Source organism: Kribbella steppae, assembly GCF_004342025.1.
GTDB classification, from domain to species: domain Bacteria; phylum Actinomycetota; class Actinomycetes; order Propionibacteriales; family Kribbellaceae; genus Kribbella; species Kribbella steppae.
The window spans coordinates 226369-244574 of record NZ_SLWN01000004.1; the positions used below are offsets into that span (position 1 = coordinate 226369).

An 18206-nucleotide genomic window follows, 5' to 3' on the forward strand; every position below is an offset into this window, starting at 1 on the left:
AAGTCTAGTGCGCTCCGCCGGTGGGTTCGGGCCGGGAGGGGGCCTCCACATTGTTGCCACAAGCACGTACTGTGGTCTCAGGCGTACCTACAGTCACAACCGTCACACGCCCAACGGGAGACCCAATGCCCACAGCAGCACGGGGGGCAACTCTGATCCTCCTGGGTGCCTTACTGGCCCAGGCACCCCTTACCGCAGCCGCCTACCAGCCGCGCGACCGTACGACGTCCAGCGCGCCGGCCACCGCGATCCCCGCCAGCGAGCCGACCACTGCGGTCCCGTCCACCGAGACTCCCACCCAGCCTGTCGCCCAGGACACTGCGGCGCGGTCGTGGAGCGAGGTGGTGAAGCAGGTGACCGAGACCTCGCCCAACAGCCTGGAGCTGCGGTCCGCAGACAGCTCGGCACGGGCCTCCTCGGTGATGCGCTGCTTCAAGCTCGAGGAGGAGAACTACTGCCTCGGGCTGGGCTTCGTGGATCAGGTGCCGAGCGGGGCGGCGCTGCAGGAGATGATGGCGCCGCCGCCGAGCGTGAGTGCCGACGGCGAGGTCGGTGTGGAGCAGGACATCCCGACCGGTGACCTCACCCCGCAAGCTTTCGTCGCGGAACGCGCGTCGATGCCGAAGAGCGCCCGCGTCAACGCCGAACTCGACGAGATGCAAGCCGCCTGGGACGGCCGCGACAAAGCCCGCTCTCTCCGTTTGCTGGATGCGTCCTCCGAGCCGACCCCACCGACTCCTACCGCACCCCCGACAGCGACTCCGACCGCTCCGACCACGCCGGTCCCGAGCACGCCGATGCCTACGCGGAGTGCGCCTAGTCGCGGGACGCCGACGCCGGTGCCTACTCCGGTGGCGCCGGTGAAGCTGCCGACGTCGTCGTACATCATGAAGGGCTTCCGGACCTCGCAGGAGAAGGGGTACTGGTGCGGTCCGGCGACGTTCCAGTCGATCGACTGGGCCGACGACAACCAGAAGGACACCCAGGCGTCCTGGGCCAAGGACCTCGGCACGACGACCTCCGGTACGGCGATCTCGGCGATGGTCAAGCAGACCAACCTGAAGACCAACTGGGACCTCGCGGCCGGCACCTACATCGTCCAGAACGTCGGCCACTGGAACGCGCAGAAGTTCTTCACCGTGCACCAGAACCACCTCGGCGACGGCCGGCCCGCGCCGGTCATCGAGCACACCCAACTGCTGAAGCGCTACTTCCCGTACCTGGCCTTCAACCACAGCGGCCACTACCAGGTCGGCCGCGGCTACGACCGGGCGAAGGGCACGATCGCGATCTACGAGGTGTTCAACGAGCGCCGGTTCAACAGCCGCGGGAACGTCACCGACGGCCCGAAGAACATCCCGGCGACCGCCCTGTTCAACGCGACCCTGGCCAACTCCTTCAAGAACATCGGCCTCTGACTCCATGCGTCGTCTGACCCTGGCTGTCCTGGCCGTCCTGCTCGTGGCCGGCTGCTCCTCGTCCACTGACGACTCCAGCAGCCCATCCAGTACGCCGACCAACCCCCGTACGACGGCAACACCGCCAACCACGACACCGTCAGCGCCCACCGACACCGGTACGGCGCTGCCGGTGTGGACGAAGATGATGCGGCAACCGGTCGACGGACAGCACCTGGTCACGCAGCAGCGCAAGTACCTCGTCACCCGCGGCAGCGATGAGGCGGGAACGACGACCATCACCGACCGGGCCAGCAAGAAGGCAGTCGTCCGACACGTCCCGGCGGCCGGCTTCGTTGCCCAGTCGCCGGTGGTGATCGACGACCGGTGGGCGCTGATCGAGGACATCCGGTCCGACGGCCCGGACCCGGAGATCCGCGTCTACCGCTACGACCTGACCACCGGCCGGCCCGCGGACCTGAGCAAACTACTGCCGAAGGTGTCCGAGCCGGAGATCGGCGCCTCCGACGGCACCTTCGCCTACAGCTCGACCGACGCGCGCAACCGGTCCTGCCTGATCATCGCCGAGCTCGCCACGCTCAAGTCGCGGACCGTCGCGTGCGTGCCGGGTCCCGGGTACGTCGCCGATCCGGTCGTGTCGGCCGACACGGTGACGTTCAGCGAGATCACCGCACCGGAGAGCGCTCGCCGCTGCAAGCGCATCCTGACCGCCGCACTGTCGGGCGGCCGGGTGCGCCCCGTGCCGGCGGCGACGAACTGCATCCAGTGGAGTGGCGCCTCCTTGCGCGGGGCAACGGTGTGGTCCGAGGTCGGCGCGACCGATCCGGACCAGTACCAGAGCAAGGCGTACGTGCGTGAGTCGGTCGACTCCCCCGCCCGCGCCCTCGGTGTCGTCGTCACCGACACGATCATTGCCTGTGGCCATTGGATTCTCTGGGAGACCAGAACCGTCGACGACGGCGACGAGGCGTACCAGATCAACCGCTGGCGCCCCGGCCTGCAACAACCGCAGCGCATCTACACCGGAAAACCAGGCACCGCGCTGACTCCGCTCACGTGCCAGGACAACACGGTCTACGTCGAGGCGGCCCAGCTCGCGACCACCCCGGCGTACACCGAAACCTTCTCCGCGCCGGCTACTTGAGTGGCAGTCCGCGGTCGCGGAGGTGCTTGCGCAACGACGCGGCGTCGGTGAAGAGCTCGGCGTCGAGGCCGACCGCGCGGGCGCCGTCGACGTTGTGCTGTACGTCGTCGGTGTAGAACGTGCGCGCCGCGTCCAGGCCGTACCGCTCGAGCAGGATCCGGTAGATCTTCTCGCCCGGTTTCACCGTCTCCTCGACGCCGGACACGATTTCACCGTCGAATCCGGTCAGGATCGGGAACGCCTCCTTCGCGACCTCCCACTTGTCCGCCGAGAAGTTGGTCAGCGCGTACGTCGGGATGCCCAGCTCGCGCAGCTCGGTGACGAGCTCGACGGTGTCCTCGAAGACACCTCTGACCATCTTCAGCCAGCCGGTGTCGTACGCCTCGATCCACTCGGTGTGCTGGGGGTGCAGCGCGGTCAGCTCCGCGATCGCCTCCTCCCACGGCCGGCCGGCGTCCAGCTGGTGGTTCCAGTCCCGCGTCGTCACCTCGGTCAGGAACCGGGTGCGCTCCTGCTCGTCCGGGATCAGGTCGGCGTACAGATAGTCCGGGCTCCAGTCCAGCAGCACCCCACCGATGTCGAACACCACTACGTCGATCGTCCGCTCCGTCATGTCCGCAACCCTATGCGAACGGCGCCGCCGCCTTGACGGTCCGCAGGATCGGCACGGTCTCCAGCGCGGTGACCGACTCCAGCGCCGCGGTCGCGAGCGCTCACGTCATGCGGTCGCCGCGTTCGCGGCGGCTCGAGCGTGCAGCGCCGGCGCCAGCGCGAACTGTCCGATGAAGATAACCACACCGAGCAGCGCGCAGCCGATCCACGTGGCGGTCGGACCGAAGAACTCGAGGGAGTTGGTCCCGGCCAGCGGTCCGACCACGGTGCCGATACCGAAGGCCATGCCGGACATGCCCATGTAGCCGCCGCGCAGGTCGACCGGAGCGAGGTCCGCGAACACCGCACCGATCACCGCCGCGAAGCCGATCTCCCCGATCGTCCACACGACGACCGAGAGCCCGTAGCCCCACCAGTCGTGCACGACCGCGCCGATTCCGAACCCGAGACCGACGACCAGCATCGACGCGGCGAGCAGCTTCGGCCGGTCGAACCTCGCCAGCCGCTTGCCGAGGAACGGCTGGACCAGCACGATCACCACGCCGTTGAGGGCGATCACCAGCCCGTACGTCGACGACGGCAGGCCGTCATCCGCCATCGCCAGCGGCAGCGTCGAGTAGCCCTGGAAGTAGATGGTGGCGTAGCCGATCTGGAGCAGGATCATCAACAGGAACACGGTGTCCCGGAGTGCCACCGGCAGCAGTGGCCGGCGCGACGTGCCCTCGTCCAGGGCCGGGCGGCTCTCCGGCACCATCATCCAGATCACCAGGCCGGCGATCACCGACGTACCCGCGTTCAGCCAGAAGAGCAGGCCGTAGCCGATCGAGGCCAGCACACCCGCGCTGACGGTGGAGATGGAGAAGCCGAGGTTGATCGCCCAGAAGAGCAGGCCGTACGCGCGGACTCGTTCACCCGGCTGGAGCAGATCGGCCACGGTCGCCTGCACCGCCGGGCGGAACAGGTCGCCGAGCAGGCCGACGAGAAACGCCGCCGCCCAGATCGTCGCCATCGACCGGGCCGACCCCAGCAGGATGAGCGCGCCGGCGGTACCGAAGAAACACAACAGCATGGTGACGCGGCGACCGACGCGGTCGGCCAGCCAGCCGCCGACGAGCTGCGACGCCACCGAACCGGCACCGACCGCAGCCGCTACGGCACCCGCCGTACCGGCCGACAGGAGGCGGTCCTGGGTCAGGTAGAGAACGAGGAACGGCTGGACGAAGCTGCCGAGCCGGTTGACCAACTGGCACACCCAGAGCGCCCAGAAGGCCCGCGGCAGGGCGGGCGCGGGCGACTCGACAGCTGCGGCAGAACTCATGAGGACAACTCTCGGAGACGGCCGTAGTACTGTCGACGATTAGGCACAGGACTAATCGGTTAGGGTGGCACCGTGATCACGATCAGGTTGAACGCCGGAGACGTTGGCCGGATCCGGTTCGCCCTGTCGCCGGTGTGGGAGGCCGTCACCAGCGTCCGGGCGCTGAGCAACAACACCGCGCGCAGCGTGCACGGACCGTGGTTGCAGAAGGTCCGGCCGATCATCGACGGCCCGGATCTGACGTTGCTCCGGGCCCTCGTTCCGCCGATCGGGTACATCCCGGACTTCATCACGCCGGCGCCACCGCGCCGGTCGACCAGCCTGGAGTCGGGCCTGGCCGCGATCGCCGCCACGCCACATCACCTGGTGGTCGACGAGCTCAGCAAACTGCACCACGACACCCCGCACCCGCTGCTGCCGGAGCTGATCGCTCAGCCGGCCAAGGCGCTGGACCTGATCACGTCGTCGCTGGAGAGCTACTGGCGACGCGCGATCGAGCCGGAGTGGCCGCGGATGCGTGCGCTGTTGCAGGAGGACCTGGCGTTCCGGCTGGACGAGTTGGCCAGCGGCGGCATCGAGCGGCTGTTCCGCAACTTGCATCCGTCGGTACGGTTCAGCGGCACCCGGATCGAGATCGACCGGCCGTTCATCTGTGACGGCGAGCCGATGGCCGGGCAGGGTGTGCTGCTGGTGCCGGGCGTGTTCACCTGGCCGGCGGCGCTGTCGGTGACCGCGGCGCCACACGTCCCGACGATCACCTACCCGCCGCGTGGTCTCGGGCGGTTGTGGGAGGACCGGCAAGACACCACGGAATCACCGCTCGCGGACCTGGTCGGGCGGACCCGCGCGGCGATCGTGAGTCACCTGGATCTGCCGATGTCCACAACACATCTGGCCCACCAGCTCGGGGTGTCGGCGCCGACGTTGAGTGTGCACCTCAGCATCCTGCGCAACGCGGGTGTGGTCGACTCACGCCGCGACGGTCGGGCCGTGCTCTACTACCGCACCTCGCTCGGCAGCCAACTGCTGACCGCGTCCACTCCGCTGGCAACCACGGCCTAGCCGAAGCTCGGCGGATCTACCTGGACGCGGACCGACCCGGGATTCTTCTTCGCACTCCGAGCGGACTGGGCCTCCTTCAGAGTCCGCGCCAGGGCCGAGCCGGCTGCGCGCGGCGTCCGCACGACCGCACGCACCGTCTCGTCGTCGACGTCCACCGGGCCAAGGACTTCCAACCCAGCGGTTGCCGGCAGCAACTGACGGAGGCGGCCGATCAGGTCGGTCACGGCCTCGGACGGACCGGTGAGCTCGGCCAGCTTGGCGGCCGGGGCCAGGCGGGCGGCCCGGCGTTCCTCGACCTCACGGGCCGCGAAGCCCTCGGGACTCCAGCGGACGACTGCCTGCAACGGCAACGCGGATGGTTCGCCGACCAGGATGACGGCGCCGTTGGCGCGGACGAGGGCAGCCGCGTTGAACCACCGCCGTACCGCCTCCTCCGGCGCACGAAGGTCGGGGCGAGCGAGCATCAGCCAGGTGTCGAGCAGCAAGGCTGCGCTGTAGCCGCCTTCAGCAACCGGCTCGGCGCCGGGTGTGCTCACGATCAACGCCGGCTTGTCCGGTACGACGTCCAGTACGTTGTCGCCTCCCGACGTACGCACGACCAATCCGGGGAACGCGCGCCCCAACTCCTCCGCCGTACGACGAGCGCCGACCACCGCAGCGCGCATCCGAGTGTCGCCACACTCCGGGCACCTGTGGTCAGCCGCAGGCCTACCGCAGATGCTGCAGCTCGGCGGCCCGGCTCCCCCGGTCCGACGCAAGGTCCCGCCACACGTCGAACACCGCGAAGGGGCCCGGCACGTCTGACACACCAGGCTCGGCAGATACCCCGCTCGCGGCACCTGCACCAGCACAGGCCCGGACCGCAAACCCTCCCGCGCGATCTCGAAAGCCCGATGCGGCAACCGCGCCGCCCGAGCCCCCGGATCACGGGCGAGATCGGTGTCCGACTCCCCCGCGATGTGCACCGCGGGAGCGGCCGCCCGGATCACCGTCCGGTCCGCGATCAACTCGGCCGCGAACCCGGATTCCAGCAGCGTGGCATCCTCCACCGACCGTGCGAACCCGCCGAGCAACGCGGCGCACTGCTGCCGATACGCCCGCAGCAGAAGGACTTCCCGGGCATGGGGATACGGCGCACGTGGCTCGGCGTACGAATCGTCGCCGTCGTCCCACAACGCGACCAGCCCGAGATTCGCCACCGGCGCGAAAGCCGCCGCCCGGGTCCCGATCACCACCCGCGCGCACCCACGGAGCGCCGCGAGGAAAGCCCGATAGCGAGCAGTGGGACCGAGGTCCGCCGACAGCGTGACGAACCCGTTCGCCCCGAGCACCGCCGTACAGGCCGTCGCCAGCCGCTCGAGATCACGCGCATCCGGCACGAGCAGCAATGCACCACGACCCGACGCCGCACACACCGCCGCGGCCTGCGCGAACGCGAGCGCCCAATCAGCCCCCGGTACGGCGGTCCAGATCGCGCGCGGCGCTTCCGACCGGCCGACCGCATCGAGGAAGCCTTGCGGGTACGACGACCACTCGGAACGCGAGGTGGACAGCGGCGGCGGCGCGGGCTGGTCGCAGCGCAGTGGCTCACCCTCGACCTTCGCGTGCCGTGGTGGGACGGCCAGTCGGGTCACGTCCGCGAAGACCCCGGCGTACCGGTCGGCGACGGCGCGGCAGAGGTCGGCGATCTCCGGCGTCAACACCTGCTCGGGCGAAACGACCTTGCGGATCCGGGCCAGCTTGCCGTCGTGGTCGGAGGACTCGAGCCGCTCCAGCACGAACCCGTCCAGATCCTTGCCGGCGAAGCGGACCTTCACCCGCACGCCCGGCTGCGCGGCCTCGGCCACGTCGTCGGGCACGAGGTAGTCGAACGGGCGGTCCAGGTGCGGTAACGAGACGTCGACCGCGATCCGGGCCACCGGCAACGTCGAGGTGATCCCGGCCGGCTCTTTCGTCCGGGACTTGCGAACGGTGTCCCGCAACAGCGTCAGCTGCTCAGGCGATTCCCCGTTCGATGTCACCGGGAAACTCTAGTCCGCCGAGGCGACAGTGCGTGGGACGACGTCGGCCCGGCTGTGGACAACCGCCACAGCCGGGCCGAATACGCCGTGTTCCTACTTGTTGACGGCTGCCTTCAGTTCCTCGACCCGGTCGGTCCGCTCCCAGGTGAAGTCCTCGCCGGTGCGGCCGAAGTGGCCGTTCCGCGCGGTCTGGGCGTAGATCGGCCGGAGCAGGTCAAGGTCCCGGATGATCGCGGCCGGCCGCAGGTCGAACACCTCACGGACCGCAGCGGCGATCGTGTCGACCGGCACCGTCTCGGTCCCGAACGTGTCGACGTAGAAGCCGACCGGAGCGGCCTTGCCGATCGCGTACGCGACCTGGCACTCGACCCGGTCCGCCAGCCCGGCGGCGACGATGTTCTTCGCCACCCAGCGCATCGCGTACGCGGCCGACCGGTCCACCTTGGACGGGTCCTTGCCGGAGAACGCGCCACCACCGTGCCGCGCCATCCCGCCGTAGGTGTCGATGATGATCTTCCGGCCGGTCACGCCGGCGTCGCCCATCGGGCCGCCGACCTCGAACCGCCCGGTCGGGTTCACCAGCAGCTTGTAGCCGGCCGAGTCGATGTCGAACTGCTCGAGCACCGGGTCGACCACGTGCTTCTTGATGTCCGGGGTCAGCATCGAGTCCAGGCTGATGTCGGCCGCGTGCTGGCTGGACACCACCACAGTGTCGATCCGGACCGCCTTGTCGCCGTCGTACTCGATCGTGACCTGGGTCTTGCCGTCCGGCCGCAGGTACGCCATCGTGCCGTCCTTGCGGACCTCGGACAGCCGGGCGGACAGCCGGTGGGCGATGGTGATCGGCAGCGGCATCAGCTCGGGCGTCTCGTTCGAGGCGTAGCCGAACATCAGCCCCTGGTCGCCTGCCCCCTGCAGGTCCAGCGCGTCCTTCGACGCGTCCGAGCGCGTCTCGTACGCCGTGTCGACCCCCTGCGCGATATCCGGGGACTGACTGCCGATGGCCACGGTGACACCACAGGACGCGCCGTCGAATCCCTTCAGCGACGAGTCGTACCCGATCTCCAGGATCCGTGCCCGCACGATTCCCGGGATGTCGACGTACGCCGCCGTGGTGACCTCACCCGCGACGACGACCAGACCCGTGGTGACCAGGGTCTCGACCGCTACACGGCTCTTCGGGTCCTCGGCCAGCAACGCGTCGAGAATGGAGTCGCTGATCTGGTCAGCGATCTTGTCCGGATGACCCTCGGTCACCGACTCGGACGTGAAAAGGCGCCTCGCCACAAGTTCTCCTCGGATTCCTCTTGTCGCGCGGCGGTGCTACGACCGCGCGTCCCCCCATGCACCGGCGGTTGGCGATGCATCTTGGGGAAGTATGCCAGCAGTTTCCGCCCGAGTCCCGGTGACACTCCGAATTCATCCGCTATTCGAGACGTATGATCATATTCTGGACAACCGGCCAGTCTTCAGGCGTGCGGACCAACCGCCACGTCGCCCTGGGTGAGCGATGGTGTGCAGCCCAGCATCGCAGCCAACCGGTCCACCTCGGCCTCCAGCCGGCGCTGCCGGGTGCGGCTGAGGGACGTCAGCGCCTCGACGGTGACGTGCAGCTTCCGGCCGGACTTCTTCTGGTGCCACACACCGGCGACGATGCCGTCGACCAGCAGGAGCGGGTAGTTGCCGGCCTGACCACGCGCGAGTGCTCTGGTGAACGCCTTGCCGGGGAAGAGCAGCTCCCTGGGGAAGCTGCCGACGCCGTACGCGTCGAAGTACGGCAGCAGCCTGACACCGCGCACCGGGTCGTCCGGGAACTCGTCGTCGCCGGGTGCGCACCAGGCAGGTTGGCCGGCCAACTCCACCTGCGGCAGGCCATCGAAGTATCTCTTCACGAACCCGAGGCTGGTGCTGAGCCAGCGCGCGAACTGCTGCGGCGTCGCGGGCCCATAGGAGTACAGGTACCTGTGGAGGAACTCGGTGAACGCCTTCTCGGCGGGCAGCGGCTCGAACGGCTTGAAGCGATGCGGGTTCGAGTACGTCGTGTTGCGGCCACGGTTCGGTCCGTAGCAGAGGACACCGGCGTTGGCGGCATCCGGGATCACCTGCCGCCAGCGCGGCCAGTTGCCCTGGAAGGCCTCCATGACCGGATCACCTGCCCACGGGCCTGTCCGTCGTACGACCTCCTCGGTCAGTTCGTCGACGGTCAGGTCGTCCTCTGCGAGCGCATCACCGATTGCGGCGATCACCTGAGCGGTCTGCTCCGGCGTCATCCGGATGGCCTCGGGCCGTGGCGGACCGGGCGGCAGAGCCGACAGCGCACCGGTCCACAGCGGCAGGTCGTCGAGTGGCAGCAGATGCACGGTGCCACGCGGTCCGAGCGACTTCACGACCCCGTCTGCCTGCTGAACCGTCTCCCGGGTCGCATTGTCGAGCCGGAGTGCTACCGACACCTCCCCCGCCGACAACACCTGCGCATGCGCACCACACATAGCCCGAACGGCGTCCGCCGCGGAGGCCGCCAGGTTATCTGCCAGGTGGTGTCGCCGCATCCGCCGGGCGACCACGGCCGGCCATGAGATCTCCATGACCCCGACCCTAGCGCCAGAAGCGGACAGGTTCCGACCGCTATGTCCGAGCGGTCAATCGGAAGACCTGGCGCGAACCACCTTCGGGCCCGTCCGGCGCAGGCTCGGCAGGCGTGAAGCCGAGCCGCTCGTAGAACACCCGGGCACCGCTGGTGATCGCACCCGGATGGTCCGCGCCGAACGTCACGACGTCGACCACCTCGCCCGCGGCGAGGCCGTTCCCGTTGGTGAGCCGCTCCATCACAGCGCTCATCAGGCTGCTTCCGACGCCTTGACCACGCAAGCGATCGGAGACGACAAGCCAGTGGACCGCGAAGCGCGGTGACGAGCCGCCGAACAGCACCGCTCCGGCCGGCTCTCCGGCCGGGCCGAACGCTACGAGCGCCCGCTGCTGGACGACGTGTTCGTCCACCGCGCGCTGGAAGCCCGGGTTGCCGACCATCGGACCGAACCAGTGCTCGACCTCACCGGCGAGCCCCAGAATGACCGGCACATCAGCCTCGGTCGCCAACTCCACCCGCACCGCCACACCAGCCTCCAGTCAGTGCCAGTGGGTGGCGACCAGGTTCCAGATCACGCCCGCCAGGGCGTCCTTGCTGCCCGACGGCACCGGGAGGGCGTTGCCTTCACGGTCGAGGATGACGGCTTCGTTGTTGTCGCTGCCGAAGACCTTGCCGCCGGAGACGTCGTTCACCACCAGCAGGTCGCAGCCCTTGCGTTCCAGCTTCGCCCGGCCGAGCTCGAGGACGTCGTGCTCAGCGTCACCGGTCTCGGCCGCGAACCCGACGATCACCTGGTCGGCACGGCGGCGGTCGTGCGAGATCGTCTGCAGGATGTCCGGGTTCTGCACCAGGCTGACCGCCGGGACCGAGCCGTCGGAGGTCTTCTTGATCTTGTGCTCGGCGACATCGACCGGCCGGAAGTCCGCCGGGGCCGCCGCCATCACGATCGCGTCCGCGTCACCCGCGCGGCCGGTGATCTCGTCGTACAGATCCCTGGTGCTCGTCACCGGGACGACCTGGACGCCCGCCGGGTCGGGCAGCTCGGAGTTGGCCGCGACCAGGGTCACCTTGGCGCCGCGGGCGGCTGCGATCCGGGCCAGCGCGTAGCCCTGCTTGCCGGACGAGGAGTTGCCGAGGTACCGGACCGGGTCGAGGTGCTCGCGGGTGCCGCCGGCGCTGATCAGGACGTGCTTGCCGGTCAGGTCGGCGACCGACTGGCCGGCGGCCCGTGCGGCCTCGTCGGCGAGCATCAGCTGACTGATCGCGAAGATCTCGGACGGCTCGGGCAACCGGCCGCGACCGGTGTCGGCGCCGGTGAGGCGGCCGACCGCGGGGTCGAGCACGGTGATGCCGCGGGACCGGAGCGTGGCGACGTTGGCCTGGGTGGCCGGATGCTCCCACATCTCGGTGTGCATCGCGGCCGCGAACAGGATCGGACAGCGGGCGGTGAGCAGCGTGTTGGTGAGCAGGTCGTCGGCCAGGCCGTGCGCGGCCTTGGCGATCAGGTTCGCCGTGGCCGGGGCGACGACCACGAGCTCGGCCGCCTTGCCGATCCGGACGTGCGGGACCTCCTGCACATTGTCGAACGGGTCGGCCGTCACCGGCTGGCCGGACAGCGCCGCCCAGGTCGCCGCACCGACGAACTCCAGCGCGGCCGCGGTCGGCACCACCCGCACACTGTGCCCGGACTCGGTCAGCCGCCGGAGCAGATCACAGACCTTGTACGCCGCGATGCCGCCGCCGACCCCGAGGACGACGTTCGGGCGAGCCTTGGCGGGAACGTCAGGATCCCCCGGGCCGTGAGTGGCTCCGGGGGTCTGGTCACCGGTTGCGGACATCAGCAGAGGACCCCGTTCCCGGTCGTCATCGCGAGTGGGTTACTCGGACTTCTCCGCAGCCGCGGCTTCCGCCTCGGCCTCGGGGTCGATGTCGGTGCAGGTCAGCACGCCCTCGTTGATCTCGCGCATCGCGATCGACAGCGGCTTCTCCTGGACGTGGGTCTCGACGAGCGGACCGACGTACTCCAGCAGGCCCTCGCCGAGCTGCGAGTAGTAGGCATTGATCTGCCGCGCCCGCTTGGCCGAGTACAGCACCAGCTTGTACTTGGAGTCGGTGTGGGTGAGCAGGTCGTCGATCGGCGGGGAGGTGATGCCGATGGCGACTGGTTCCTTGGCAGACAAGTTCAGCTCTTTCCAGGGATATGGGGTGATCGGATCAACTTTACCAACTGATCGGCGGCTTCCCGAACCGAGGCGTTCACGATCGTCACGTCGAACTCCTTCTCGGCGGCCAGCTCGAGCGTCGCGGTCTCCAGCCGGCGCTCCCGCTCCTCGGCCGTCTCGGTGCCGCGACCGACCAGACGCCGTACCAGTTCGTCCCAGCTGGGCGGGGCGAGGAAGACGAACTGCGCCTTCGGCATCGTCTCGCGGACCTGGCGGGCGCCTTGGAGGTCGATCTCGAGCAGGGCCGGCCGGCCCTCGGCGAGCTTGTCCAGCACCGGCTGCTTCGGTGTCCCATACCGGGCCGCCTTGTGCACGACGGCCCACTCGAGCAGCTCACCGTCAGCGATCATCCGGTCGAATTCCTCGTCCGACACGAACAGATAGTGCACCCCGTGCACCTCGTTGTGCCGCGGCTTGCGCGTCGTGGCCGACACCGAGATCCAGATGTCCGGGAACCGCTCGCGGATCTCCGCCGCCACCGTCCCCTTACCGACCGCGGTCGGCCCGGCCAGCACGGTCAGCTGGGCGTTCCCGCCGCCGGAGGTGCGTGGCGGGTCCTGCCGCGGAGCCATCGTCTCGTCCGTCCTGTGCGTGGTCATGTTCACACCAGTGTCCAACGAGCCGGCCAGGGTTTCGGTCTGGCTCACTCGGCGAATTCGCGTTCGAGGGCGGCGATCTGGTTCGAGCCGAGGCCGCGCACCCGCCGCGTCTCGGAGATCCCCGCGCGTTCCATGATCTGCTGGGCGCGGACCTTGCCGACGCCGGGGATGCACTGCAGCAGCGCACTGACCCGCATCTTGCCGATCACGTCGTTGGTCTGCCCCTCGTGGAGCACCTCCGTCGGAGACGCTCCCGAATGCCGGATCCGGTTCTTGATCTCGGCTCGTTGACGCCGCGCCGCCGCGGCCTTGTCCAGAGCGGCCGCTCGCTGCTCCGGGGTCAAAGAAGGAAGTGGCACCGTTTCACCTGTCCCGTTGTATGGCTTCGCAAGGGAACCTAACACGGGTTCGGGCAGGTCACGGTGCCAACTCCGCGAGCGGGCGGAATCGATCGTTCCAGTCTCAGTTCAACTGCGGGACGTCGACCTTGCAGGAGTCCTTCGCGTGCGTGCTGATCGTCTTGTACGCCGTCATCACGCCACCGGTCTGCTTGCTCAGCCGAGCCAGTTCGACACGGTCCGTACCCGCTGCCTTGGCCTTCTCGGCGAACGCGACCACGACACCCCAGTCGTCCTTCACCTCGGCCGGCGCGGAGCCCTGCAGTTTCTTCGCGTCCTCGAGGATCTTGGTGTAGTCGGCCGGGTTCTGCGGGTCCACGTTCACCGCGTTGGCGGCGTACCCGGCCAGATCGACGCAGTAGGCCTGCTCCTCAGTGCAGGCGGTCAGGGTGGCGGTGCCGGCGATCAAGGTCGCGGCGACGGCGAGTGTGCGCTTCAAAGCTCTCATCCTCGGGGGTCGGGAGGTCGGTCCTCGGGGGCGGTGCTGGTGGCGACGCTACAGCTAGTGACCAAACCATCCGAAACGGATGCTTTCCCGTCGGGGCTGTGATTGCTCACAGCTATCCGATCCCGCGGACATGGTCGGGGCCGGCCACTCCGGGCCGGCCCCTGCACCACGCAGCCTGATCAGCCCTCGAGGTCGACCTTGCAGGTGTCCTTGGCCTGCTTGGCGATGGCGTCGGAGGCGGCCTTGATCTTCTCGCCGTCGTTCTTGGCCAGCTCGGTCAGCTTGGCCGTGTCACCCTTCGCCTCGCTCACCTTCTCGGCGTAGGCCAGGAGAGTCTTCCAGTCGTCCTTCAGGTCGTCCGGCGCGGACTTCGACACCTTCTCGGCCTCGTCGCGCATCTTGTCCACCGCCGCGGTGTCCTTGATGTCGAGGTTCTTCGCCGACTCGGCATAGTTCTTGAGCTCACCGCAGTAGTCGCCGCCCGAGCACGCCGTCAACGCACCGACGCTCATTGTCACTACCGCCGCTAGGGCCGCAACCTTACGCATACCGATCCTTACTCTTCAGCGGAAAGACCGTCGCTCCCCGTCACCCCGCAACCCTGTCGAATCCCGGGGTCACGTTCGGGCCGGCCACGCCGTGAAGAACGTCGCACCCGTGGACTGGAACCGCGCCGTGATGTCCCGCGTCGCCCGGCCGACAACGCGACCGCGTTCGCGGTCACGATCACCGCGATGGCGACCCAGTCGAGCCGGCCGAGACGCTGATCGAGGACCACGAGCCCGACCAGGGCGGCCAGCACCGGGTTGACGCTCATGAACACACCGAAGAACTGTGCCGACACCCGGCGCAGGCTGAGCAGATCGACGAGGAACGGTACGGCGGACGAGAGCACACCGGCCGCGACGGCGTACGCGAGGGCCGCCGGGGTCGGCGGGTGGTGCCAGAGCACCACGATGCCGATCGGTACGTAGGCCAGCCCGGACACCGCGGCCGCGGCGCCCACACCCTGTACGCCGGGGAGCTCCCGGCCGATCCGGCGGTTGAGCAGGATGTAGCAGGCCCAGCAGAGAGCCGCCAGCAGGCCCAGACCTACGCCCAGGTAGTCCGTCGTCGCCTGCGGCCGGGTCAGCAGCACAACCGCCGGCGCCACGGCCAGAGCGCACAGCAGGTCGATCAGCCGCCGCGAGCCCAGCAGCGCCACCGCCAACGGCCCGAGAAACTCCAACGTCACCGCAAGCCCGAGCCCGACCCGGTCGATCGATGTGTACAACGACAGATTCATCACGGCGAACACCGCCGCCAACCCCAGCACCAGCCGCCACTGCTTCGCGGTCATGGCCCGGAGGTTCGGCCGCCCGACAGCAACCAGCACCACCCCAGCCACCCACTGCCGAACCGCCACCACTCCCACCGGCCCGACCACCGGAAACGCCAGAGCCCCCAGCGACGCCCCCACCTGGGTAGACAGCCCACTCCCCAGCATCATCAGTACGCCGGCGACGCGGCGCTCACGTGATGGCTCGAGGAGCTGCGCCGAGAGGTCAGGCTGCTGGGTGGTCACGGTCATGGATCGAGCGTGGGTTCCATGACAGCTCAGGCAAAATGCATCCGGGGTGGCATCTATACGCTGGGGTTATGGATGTGGAGCTCAGGCAGTTGCGGTGCCTGGTCGGGATCGTGGAGGCGGGGACGTTCACGGATGCGGCGATCGAGCTGGGCGTCTCGCAGGCGGCGGTGTCGCGGAACTTGCTGGGTCTGGAGCGGGAGCTCGGGGTCCGGCTGTTGCATCGGACCAGCCGGACGATCACGCCGACGACCATCGGCGTCCAGGTGCTGGCCCGAGCCCGGCAGGTGCTGGCCGAGGTCGACGAATTGGTGCGGGAGGCAACGACCGGGCACACCCGGTTGCGGGTGGGTCACGCGTGGTCGGCGGTCGGCAGGTACACCGCGGAGTTCCAGCGGCGATGGGCCGCCGAGCACCCGGAGATCGAGCTGCAACTCGTGCGCACGAACACAGCCACCGGCGGACTGGCCGAAGGGCTCTGCGATCTCGCGATCGTGCGGACGCAGGTCGACCAAACCCGGTTCGCGCACACGACGGTCGCGAAGGAACGCAGGTACTGCGCTCTCGCCGCAGACGACCCATTGGCGAAGAAGCGGACCCTCACCCTCGCCCAACTCAGCGACCGCACCATCGTCATCGACCGCCGGACCGGAAGCACCACAGCCGACCTCTGGCCCGAGGACGCCCGGCCGAAGCTCGAGTACACCCAGGACGTCGACGACTGGCTCTCGGCCATCGCCTCCGGCCGCTGCGTCGGCCTGACCCCCCACGCCACCGTCACCCAATACCGCCGCGACGGCATCGTCTACCGGCCCGTCCGCGACGCACCCCCAGTCGACGTCCACCTCATCTGGCACCGCCAGGACCCACACCCGGCCACCCAGGCCGCCGTCACCCTGCTGACAAACCTCTACCAGGACAACTAGTCGAACAGGGCGATGAGTTGGCGGCGGTCGCGGGCGGCCCAGAGGACGTTGCGGATCTGGTCGATGCCGCCGACGGGCCAGCGCTCGGCGATTCGCCGTACCTCCGGATCCTTGATGTCGGCAACCAACGCACCAGGGAAGTCACCCCAGACCACCTTGAAGGGCCGGTCCCACAACTGCTCCACGCCGATTGTCACCGGCGCAGTGATCTCCAAAGTGTTGTGCAGCTGAGCCACGCCCGAGTACGCCGCCATCAACGCCTCCTCGCGCTCCTGCCACGACCGGGCGACGAGCACCTTCGAGAACAGCGGCGACAACTCGGCAGCACAGGACAGCCGGGAGAACGCCGTCCCGAACCACTTCGAGTACGGCGCATACTGCCGCTCCATCAGGAAGCACAACCGCATCAGGTCGTGCACCAGCTGCGACCCGATCAACGCCGACCCGAGCTCGTCCCCCACGAACCCGGTCCGACCCGCCAGGTTCACCTCCGGATGGACCCGCCACCAGGCCGCGATCTGGAGATAGAGCCACACGTCGCGCGGATAGTAGGCGAGCCGCTCGCGAACCGGCGTCAGACTGATCTCGTCGTGGAAGACCGCGCCCGCGGTGACCATGCGCAGGTTCTGCTCCGGGAAGGTGAACCAGTCCCGCGCCCGGATCTCCCCCTCGACGTCGAAGTCCAACTGCTCGAGGAAGTAGCCGCGGAGCGTGTGGATGCCGTACTCCGTCGGCCGGTCGGCGAACCGGGTCGGCACCTCTCGACTGAGCGCGTCGGCCAACCGGTCGCCGTTCCGGGCCTGATCGTCCTTTCGCAGGAACAGCAGGACCCGCGGCTCCCAGTTGTGGTCTCCCGACATCGCGTCGTCGAAGCCCAGCACCTCCGAGCCCCGGCCGAGCAACGCCGCGCTGTACGGCAAGTCCGGGAACCACGCCTCGAGCACAGGCCGGACCGCCTCGGTATAGAACCGCCGGCTCAACTCCAGGCCGGAGACGAAAGCACCCATACCGAGAACGGTAGCGGCGGTCAGTACCCCAGAACGCGCCGGAAACCGTCGTTCGCCCGATCGGCCGCGTCCTGCAGGGCAGTGGCCGAAGGTCCGGCGCCCAGGATCTCCCGCGAGCTCGACGGTACGACGTTCCGCACGGCTGCACCGAAGACCTTGGTCAGCCCCTCGGCCGTTCCACCCTGAGCACCCAGGCCAGGAGCGAGCAACGGCCCGCGGATGTCCAGATCCTCGTCCGTCGACGCGATCGTCGCACCCACCACAGCACCAAAGGACCCAAGTCCATCCGCATCCGCGTTCAGCTCACGTAGGCCGTCCAGTACGGCGCCCGCGACCGTCGGACCCGCAACCGTCCGGGCCGACTGGAATTGCGGACCCTCTGGGTTCGACGTCAGCGCGAGCACGAACAACCCAGCACCAGCCGCTCGCGCTTCATCGATGGCCGGCTGCAGCGACCCGAACCCGAGGTATGGGCTGACCGTCAGCGCGTCACACGCCAGCGGCCCCTTCTCCGCCAAGTACGCCGACGCGTAGCCGGCCATCGTCGTCCCGATGTCACCGCGCTTCGCGTCGATGATCACCAGCGCACCCGCGTCCCGCAGCCGGATCGTCGCCTGCTCGAGGACGGCGATCCCGGCCGACCCGAACCGCTCGAAGAAGGCCGACTGCGGCTTGAACACCGCGACCCGGTCGGCCAGCGCGTCCACCACGCCGTACGTGAACGACGCCAGGCCCTCCGGCGTGTCCGGGAGTCCCCAGGCGTCCAGCAGATGCGCGTGCGGGTCGATCCCGACGCAGAGCGGGCCGCGGGTGTCCATCGCCGCCCGGAGCCGGGCGCCGAAAGGTTCGTTGCTCATGTCACTCCCGATGGGTTCAT

General features: G+C 68.9%; 19 protein-coding genes. 4 read left to right on the plus strand and 15 right to left on the minus strand.

Annotated elements, in window-relative coordinates; translation table 11 throughout:
• The first annotated feature begins 125 nt into the window (after nt 1-125).
• On the plus strand, nt 126-1418 hold the full coding sequence (locus EV652_RS13080; protein ID WP_132209366.1) for a C39 family peptidase: 1293 nt from the start codon (nt 126-128) through the stop codon (nt 1416-1418).
• A gap of 4 nt (nt 1419-1422) precedes the next feature.
• Nucleotides 1423-2562, plus strand: a complete 1140-nt coding sequence (locus tag EV652_RS13085) for a hypothetical protein (protein ID WP_242001732.1) — start codon at nt 1423-1425, stop codon at nt 2560-2562.
• On the opposite strand, the gene EV652_RS13090 is transcribed toward EV652_RS13085, so the two are convergent.
• Both EV652_RS13090 and EV652_RS13095 read right to left on the minus strand, forming a co-directional pair.
• On the minus strand, nt 2555-3175 hold the full coding sequence (locus EV652_RS13090) for an HAD family hydrolase (RefSeq protein WP_132209367.1): 621 nt from the start codon (nt 3173-3175) through the stop codon (nt 2555-2557). The genes EV652_RS13085 and EV652_RS13090 overlap by 8 nt on opposite strands.
• A 105-nt stretch (nt 3176-3280) precedes the next feature.
• On the minus strand, nt 3281-4492 hold the full coding sequence (locus tag EV652_RS13095) for an MDR family MFS transporter (protein WP_132209368.1): 1212 nt from the start codon (nt 4490-4492) through the stop codon (nt 3281-3283).
• A 72-nt stretch (nt 4493-4564) separates the two neighbouring features.
• On the opposite strand from EV652_RS13095, the gene EV652_RS13100 reads away from it, so the two are divergent.
• Nucleotides 4565-5554 carry an ArsR/SmtB family transcription factor gene (locus EV652_RS13100; RefSeq protein ID WP_132209369.1) on the plus strand — a complete coding sequence of 330 codons (990 nt, stop codon included), beginning with the start codon at nt 4565-4567 and terminating at the stop codon, nt 5552-5554.
• Here EV652_RS13100 and EV652_RS13105 read toward each other — a convergent pair.
• The 11 genes from EV652_RS13105 to EV652_RS13155 form a co-directional block, all read right to left on the minus strand.
• Complete coding sequence (locus tag EV652_RS13105) at nt 5551-7575, minus strand: primosomal protein N' (protein WP_132209370.1); 2025 nt, start codon at nt 7573-7575, stop codon at nt 5551-5553. The two genes, EV652_RS13100 and EV652_RS13105, sit on opposite strands and share 4 nt — an antisense overlap.
• 93 nt (nt 7576-7668) lie before the next feature.
• Nucleotides 7669-8862, minus strand: a complete 1194-nt coding sequence (metK, locus tag EV652_RS13110) for a methionine adenosyltransferase (protein WP_132209371.1) — start codon at nt 8860-8862, stop codon at nt 7669-7671.
• A gap of 182 nt (nt 8863-9044) precedes the next feature.
• Complete coding sequence (locus tag EV652_RS13115) at nt 9045-10160, minus strand: winged helix DNA-binding domain-containing protein (protein ID WP_132209372.1); 1116 nt, start codon at nt 10158-10160, stop codon at nt 9045-9047.
• A gap of 40 nt (nt 10161-10200) precedes the next feature.
• Nucleotides 10201-10689 (minus strand): GNAT family N-acetyltransferase, encoded by a 489-nt coding sequence (locus EV652_RS13120; protein WP_199238159.1) that lies wholly within the window; start codon nt 10687-10689, stop codon nt 10201-10203.
• A gap of 12 nt (nt 10690-10701) precedes the next feature.
• Complete coding sequence (gene coaBC / locus EV652_RS13125; RefSeq protein ID WP_132209373.1) at nt 10702-12000, minus strand: bifunctional phosphopantothenoylcysteine decarboxylase/phosphopantothenate--cysteine ligase CoaBC; 1299 nt, start codon at nt 11998-12000, stop codon at nt 10702-10704.
• Between the two features lie 39 nt (nt 12001-12039).
• Nucleotides 12040-12342, minus strand: coding sequence for a DNA-directed RNA polymerase subunit omega (rpoZ, locus tag EV652_RS13130; protein WP_132209374.1), 303 nt, complete (start codon nt 12340-12342; stop codon nt 12040-12042).
• Nucleotides 12343-12344: 2 nt separating this feature from the next.
• On the minus strand, nt 12345-12956 hold the full coding sequence (gene gmk / locus EV652_RS13135; protein ID WP_132209680.1) for a guanylate kinase: 612 nt from the start codon (nt 12954-12956) through the stop codon (nt 12345-12347).
• Nucleotides 12957-13027: 71 nt separating this feature from the next.
• A complete protein-coding gene (mihF, locus tag EV652_RS13140) occupies nt 13028-13342 on the minus strand; it encodes an integration host factor, actinobacterial type (protein ID WP_132209375.1) in 315 nt (104 codons plus the stop codon).
• 103 nt (nt 13343-13445) lie between these two features.
• Nucleotides 13446-13820, minus strand: a complete 375-nt coding sequence (locus EV652_RS13145) for a hypothetical protein (RefSeq protein ID WP_242001733.1) — start codon at nt 13818-13820, stop codon at nt 13446-13448.
• A gap of 188 nt (nt 13821-14008) precedes the next feature.
• Complete coding sequence (locus EV652_RS13150) at nt 14009-14377, minus strand: hypothetical protein (RefSeq protein ID WP_132209377.1); 369 nt, start codon at nt 14375-14377, stop codon at nt 14009-14011.
• A gap of 8 nt (nt 14378-14385) precedes the next feature.
• Nucleotides 14386-15399 carry an EamA family transporter gene (locus EV652_RS13155; protein ID WP_199238160.1) on the minus strand — a complete coding sequence of 338 codons (1014 nt, stop codon included), beginning with the start codon at nt 15397-15399 and terminating at the stop codon, nt 14386-14388.
• A 68-nt stretch (nt 15400-15467) separates the two neighbouring features.
• Here EV652_RS13155 and EV652_RS13160 point away from each other — a divergent pair, with 68 nt between their 5' ends.
• Nucleotides 15468-16322: a LysR family transcriptional regulator gene (locus EV652_RS13160; RefSeq protein ID WP_132209378.1), complete on the plus strand. Its 855-nt coding sequence runs from the start codon at nt 15468-15470 to the stop codon at nt 16320-16322.
• Here EV652_RS13160 and EV652_RS13165 read toward each other — a convergent pair.
• Nucleotides 16319-17329 carry a DUF4037 domain-containing protein gene (locus EV652_RS13165; protein ID WP_132209379.1) on the minus strand — a complete coding sequence of 337 codons (1011 nt, stop codon included), beginning with the start codon at nt 17327-17329 and terminating at the stop codon, nt 16319-16321. The two genes, EV652_RS13160 and EV652_RS13165, sit on opposite strands and share 4 nt — an antisense overlap.
• 20 nt (nt 17330-17349) lie before the next feature.
• Nucleotides 17350-18186, minus strand: coding sequence for an orotidine-5'-phosphate decarboxylase (gene pyrF / locus EV652_RS13170; protein ID WP_132209380.1), 837 nt, complete (start codon nt 18184-18186; stop codon nt 17350-17352).
• Nucleotides 18187-18206 lie beyond the last annotated feature (20 nt).

What these genes read in the sequence shown, in the direction of transcription:
- EV652_RS13080 (WP_132209366.1), top strand. Translation starts at nt 126, where the DNA reads ATGCCCACAGCAGCACGGGGGGCAACTCTGATCCTCCTGGGTGCCTTA.
- EV652_RS13085 (WP_242001732.1), top strand. Translation starts at nt 1,423, where the DNA reads ATGCGTCGTCTGACCCTGGCTGTCCTGGCCGTCCTGCTCGTGGCCGGC.
- EV652_RS13090 (WP_132209367.1), bottom strand. Translation starts at nt 3,175, where the DNA reads ATGACGGAGCGGACGATCGACGTAGTGGTGTTCGACATCGGTGGGGTG.
- EV652_RS13095 (WP_132209368.1), bottom strand. Translation starts at nt 4,492, where the DNA reads ATGAGTTCTGCCGCAGCTGTCGAGTCGCCCGCGCCCGCCCTGCCGCGG.
- EV652_RS13115 (WP_132209372.1), bottom strand. Translation starts at nt 10,160, where the DNA reads ATGGAGATCTCATGGCCGGCCGTGGTCGCCCGGCGGATGCGGCGACAC.
- coaBC (WP_132209373.1), bottom strand. Translation starts at nt 12,000, where the DNA reads ATGTCCGCAACCGGTGACCAGACCCCCGGAGCCACTCACGGCCCGGGG.
- gmk (WP_132209680.1), bottom strand. Translation starts at nt 12,956, where the DNA reads ATGGCTCCGCGGCAGGACCCGCCACGCACCTCCGGCGGCGGGAACGCC.
- EV652_RS13150 (WP_132209377.1), bottom strand. Translation starts at nt 14,377, where the DNA reads ATGCGTAAGGTTGCGGCCCTAGCGGCGGTAGTGACAATGAGCGTCGGT.
- EV652_RS13155 (WP_199238160.1), bottom strand. Translation starts at nt 15,399, where the DNA reads ATGACCGTGACCACCCAGCAGCCTGACCTCTCGGCGCAGCTCCTCGAG.
- EV652_RS13160 (WP_132209378.1), top strand. Translation starts at nt 15,468, where the DNA reads ATGGATGTGGAGCTCAGGCAGTTGCGGTGCCTGGTCGGGATCGTGGAG.
- EV652_RS13165 (WP_132209379.1), bottom strand. Translation starts at nt 17,329, where the DNA reads ATGGGTGCTTTCGTCTCCGGCCTGGAGTTGAGCCGGCGGTTCTATACC.
- pyrF (WP_132209380.1), bottom strand. Translation starts at nt 18,186, where the DNA reads ATGAGCAACGAACCTTTCGGCGCCCGGCTCCGGGCGGCGATGGACACC.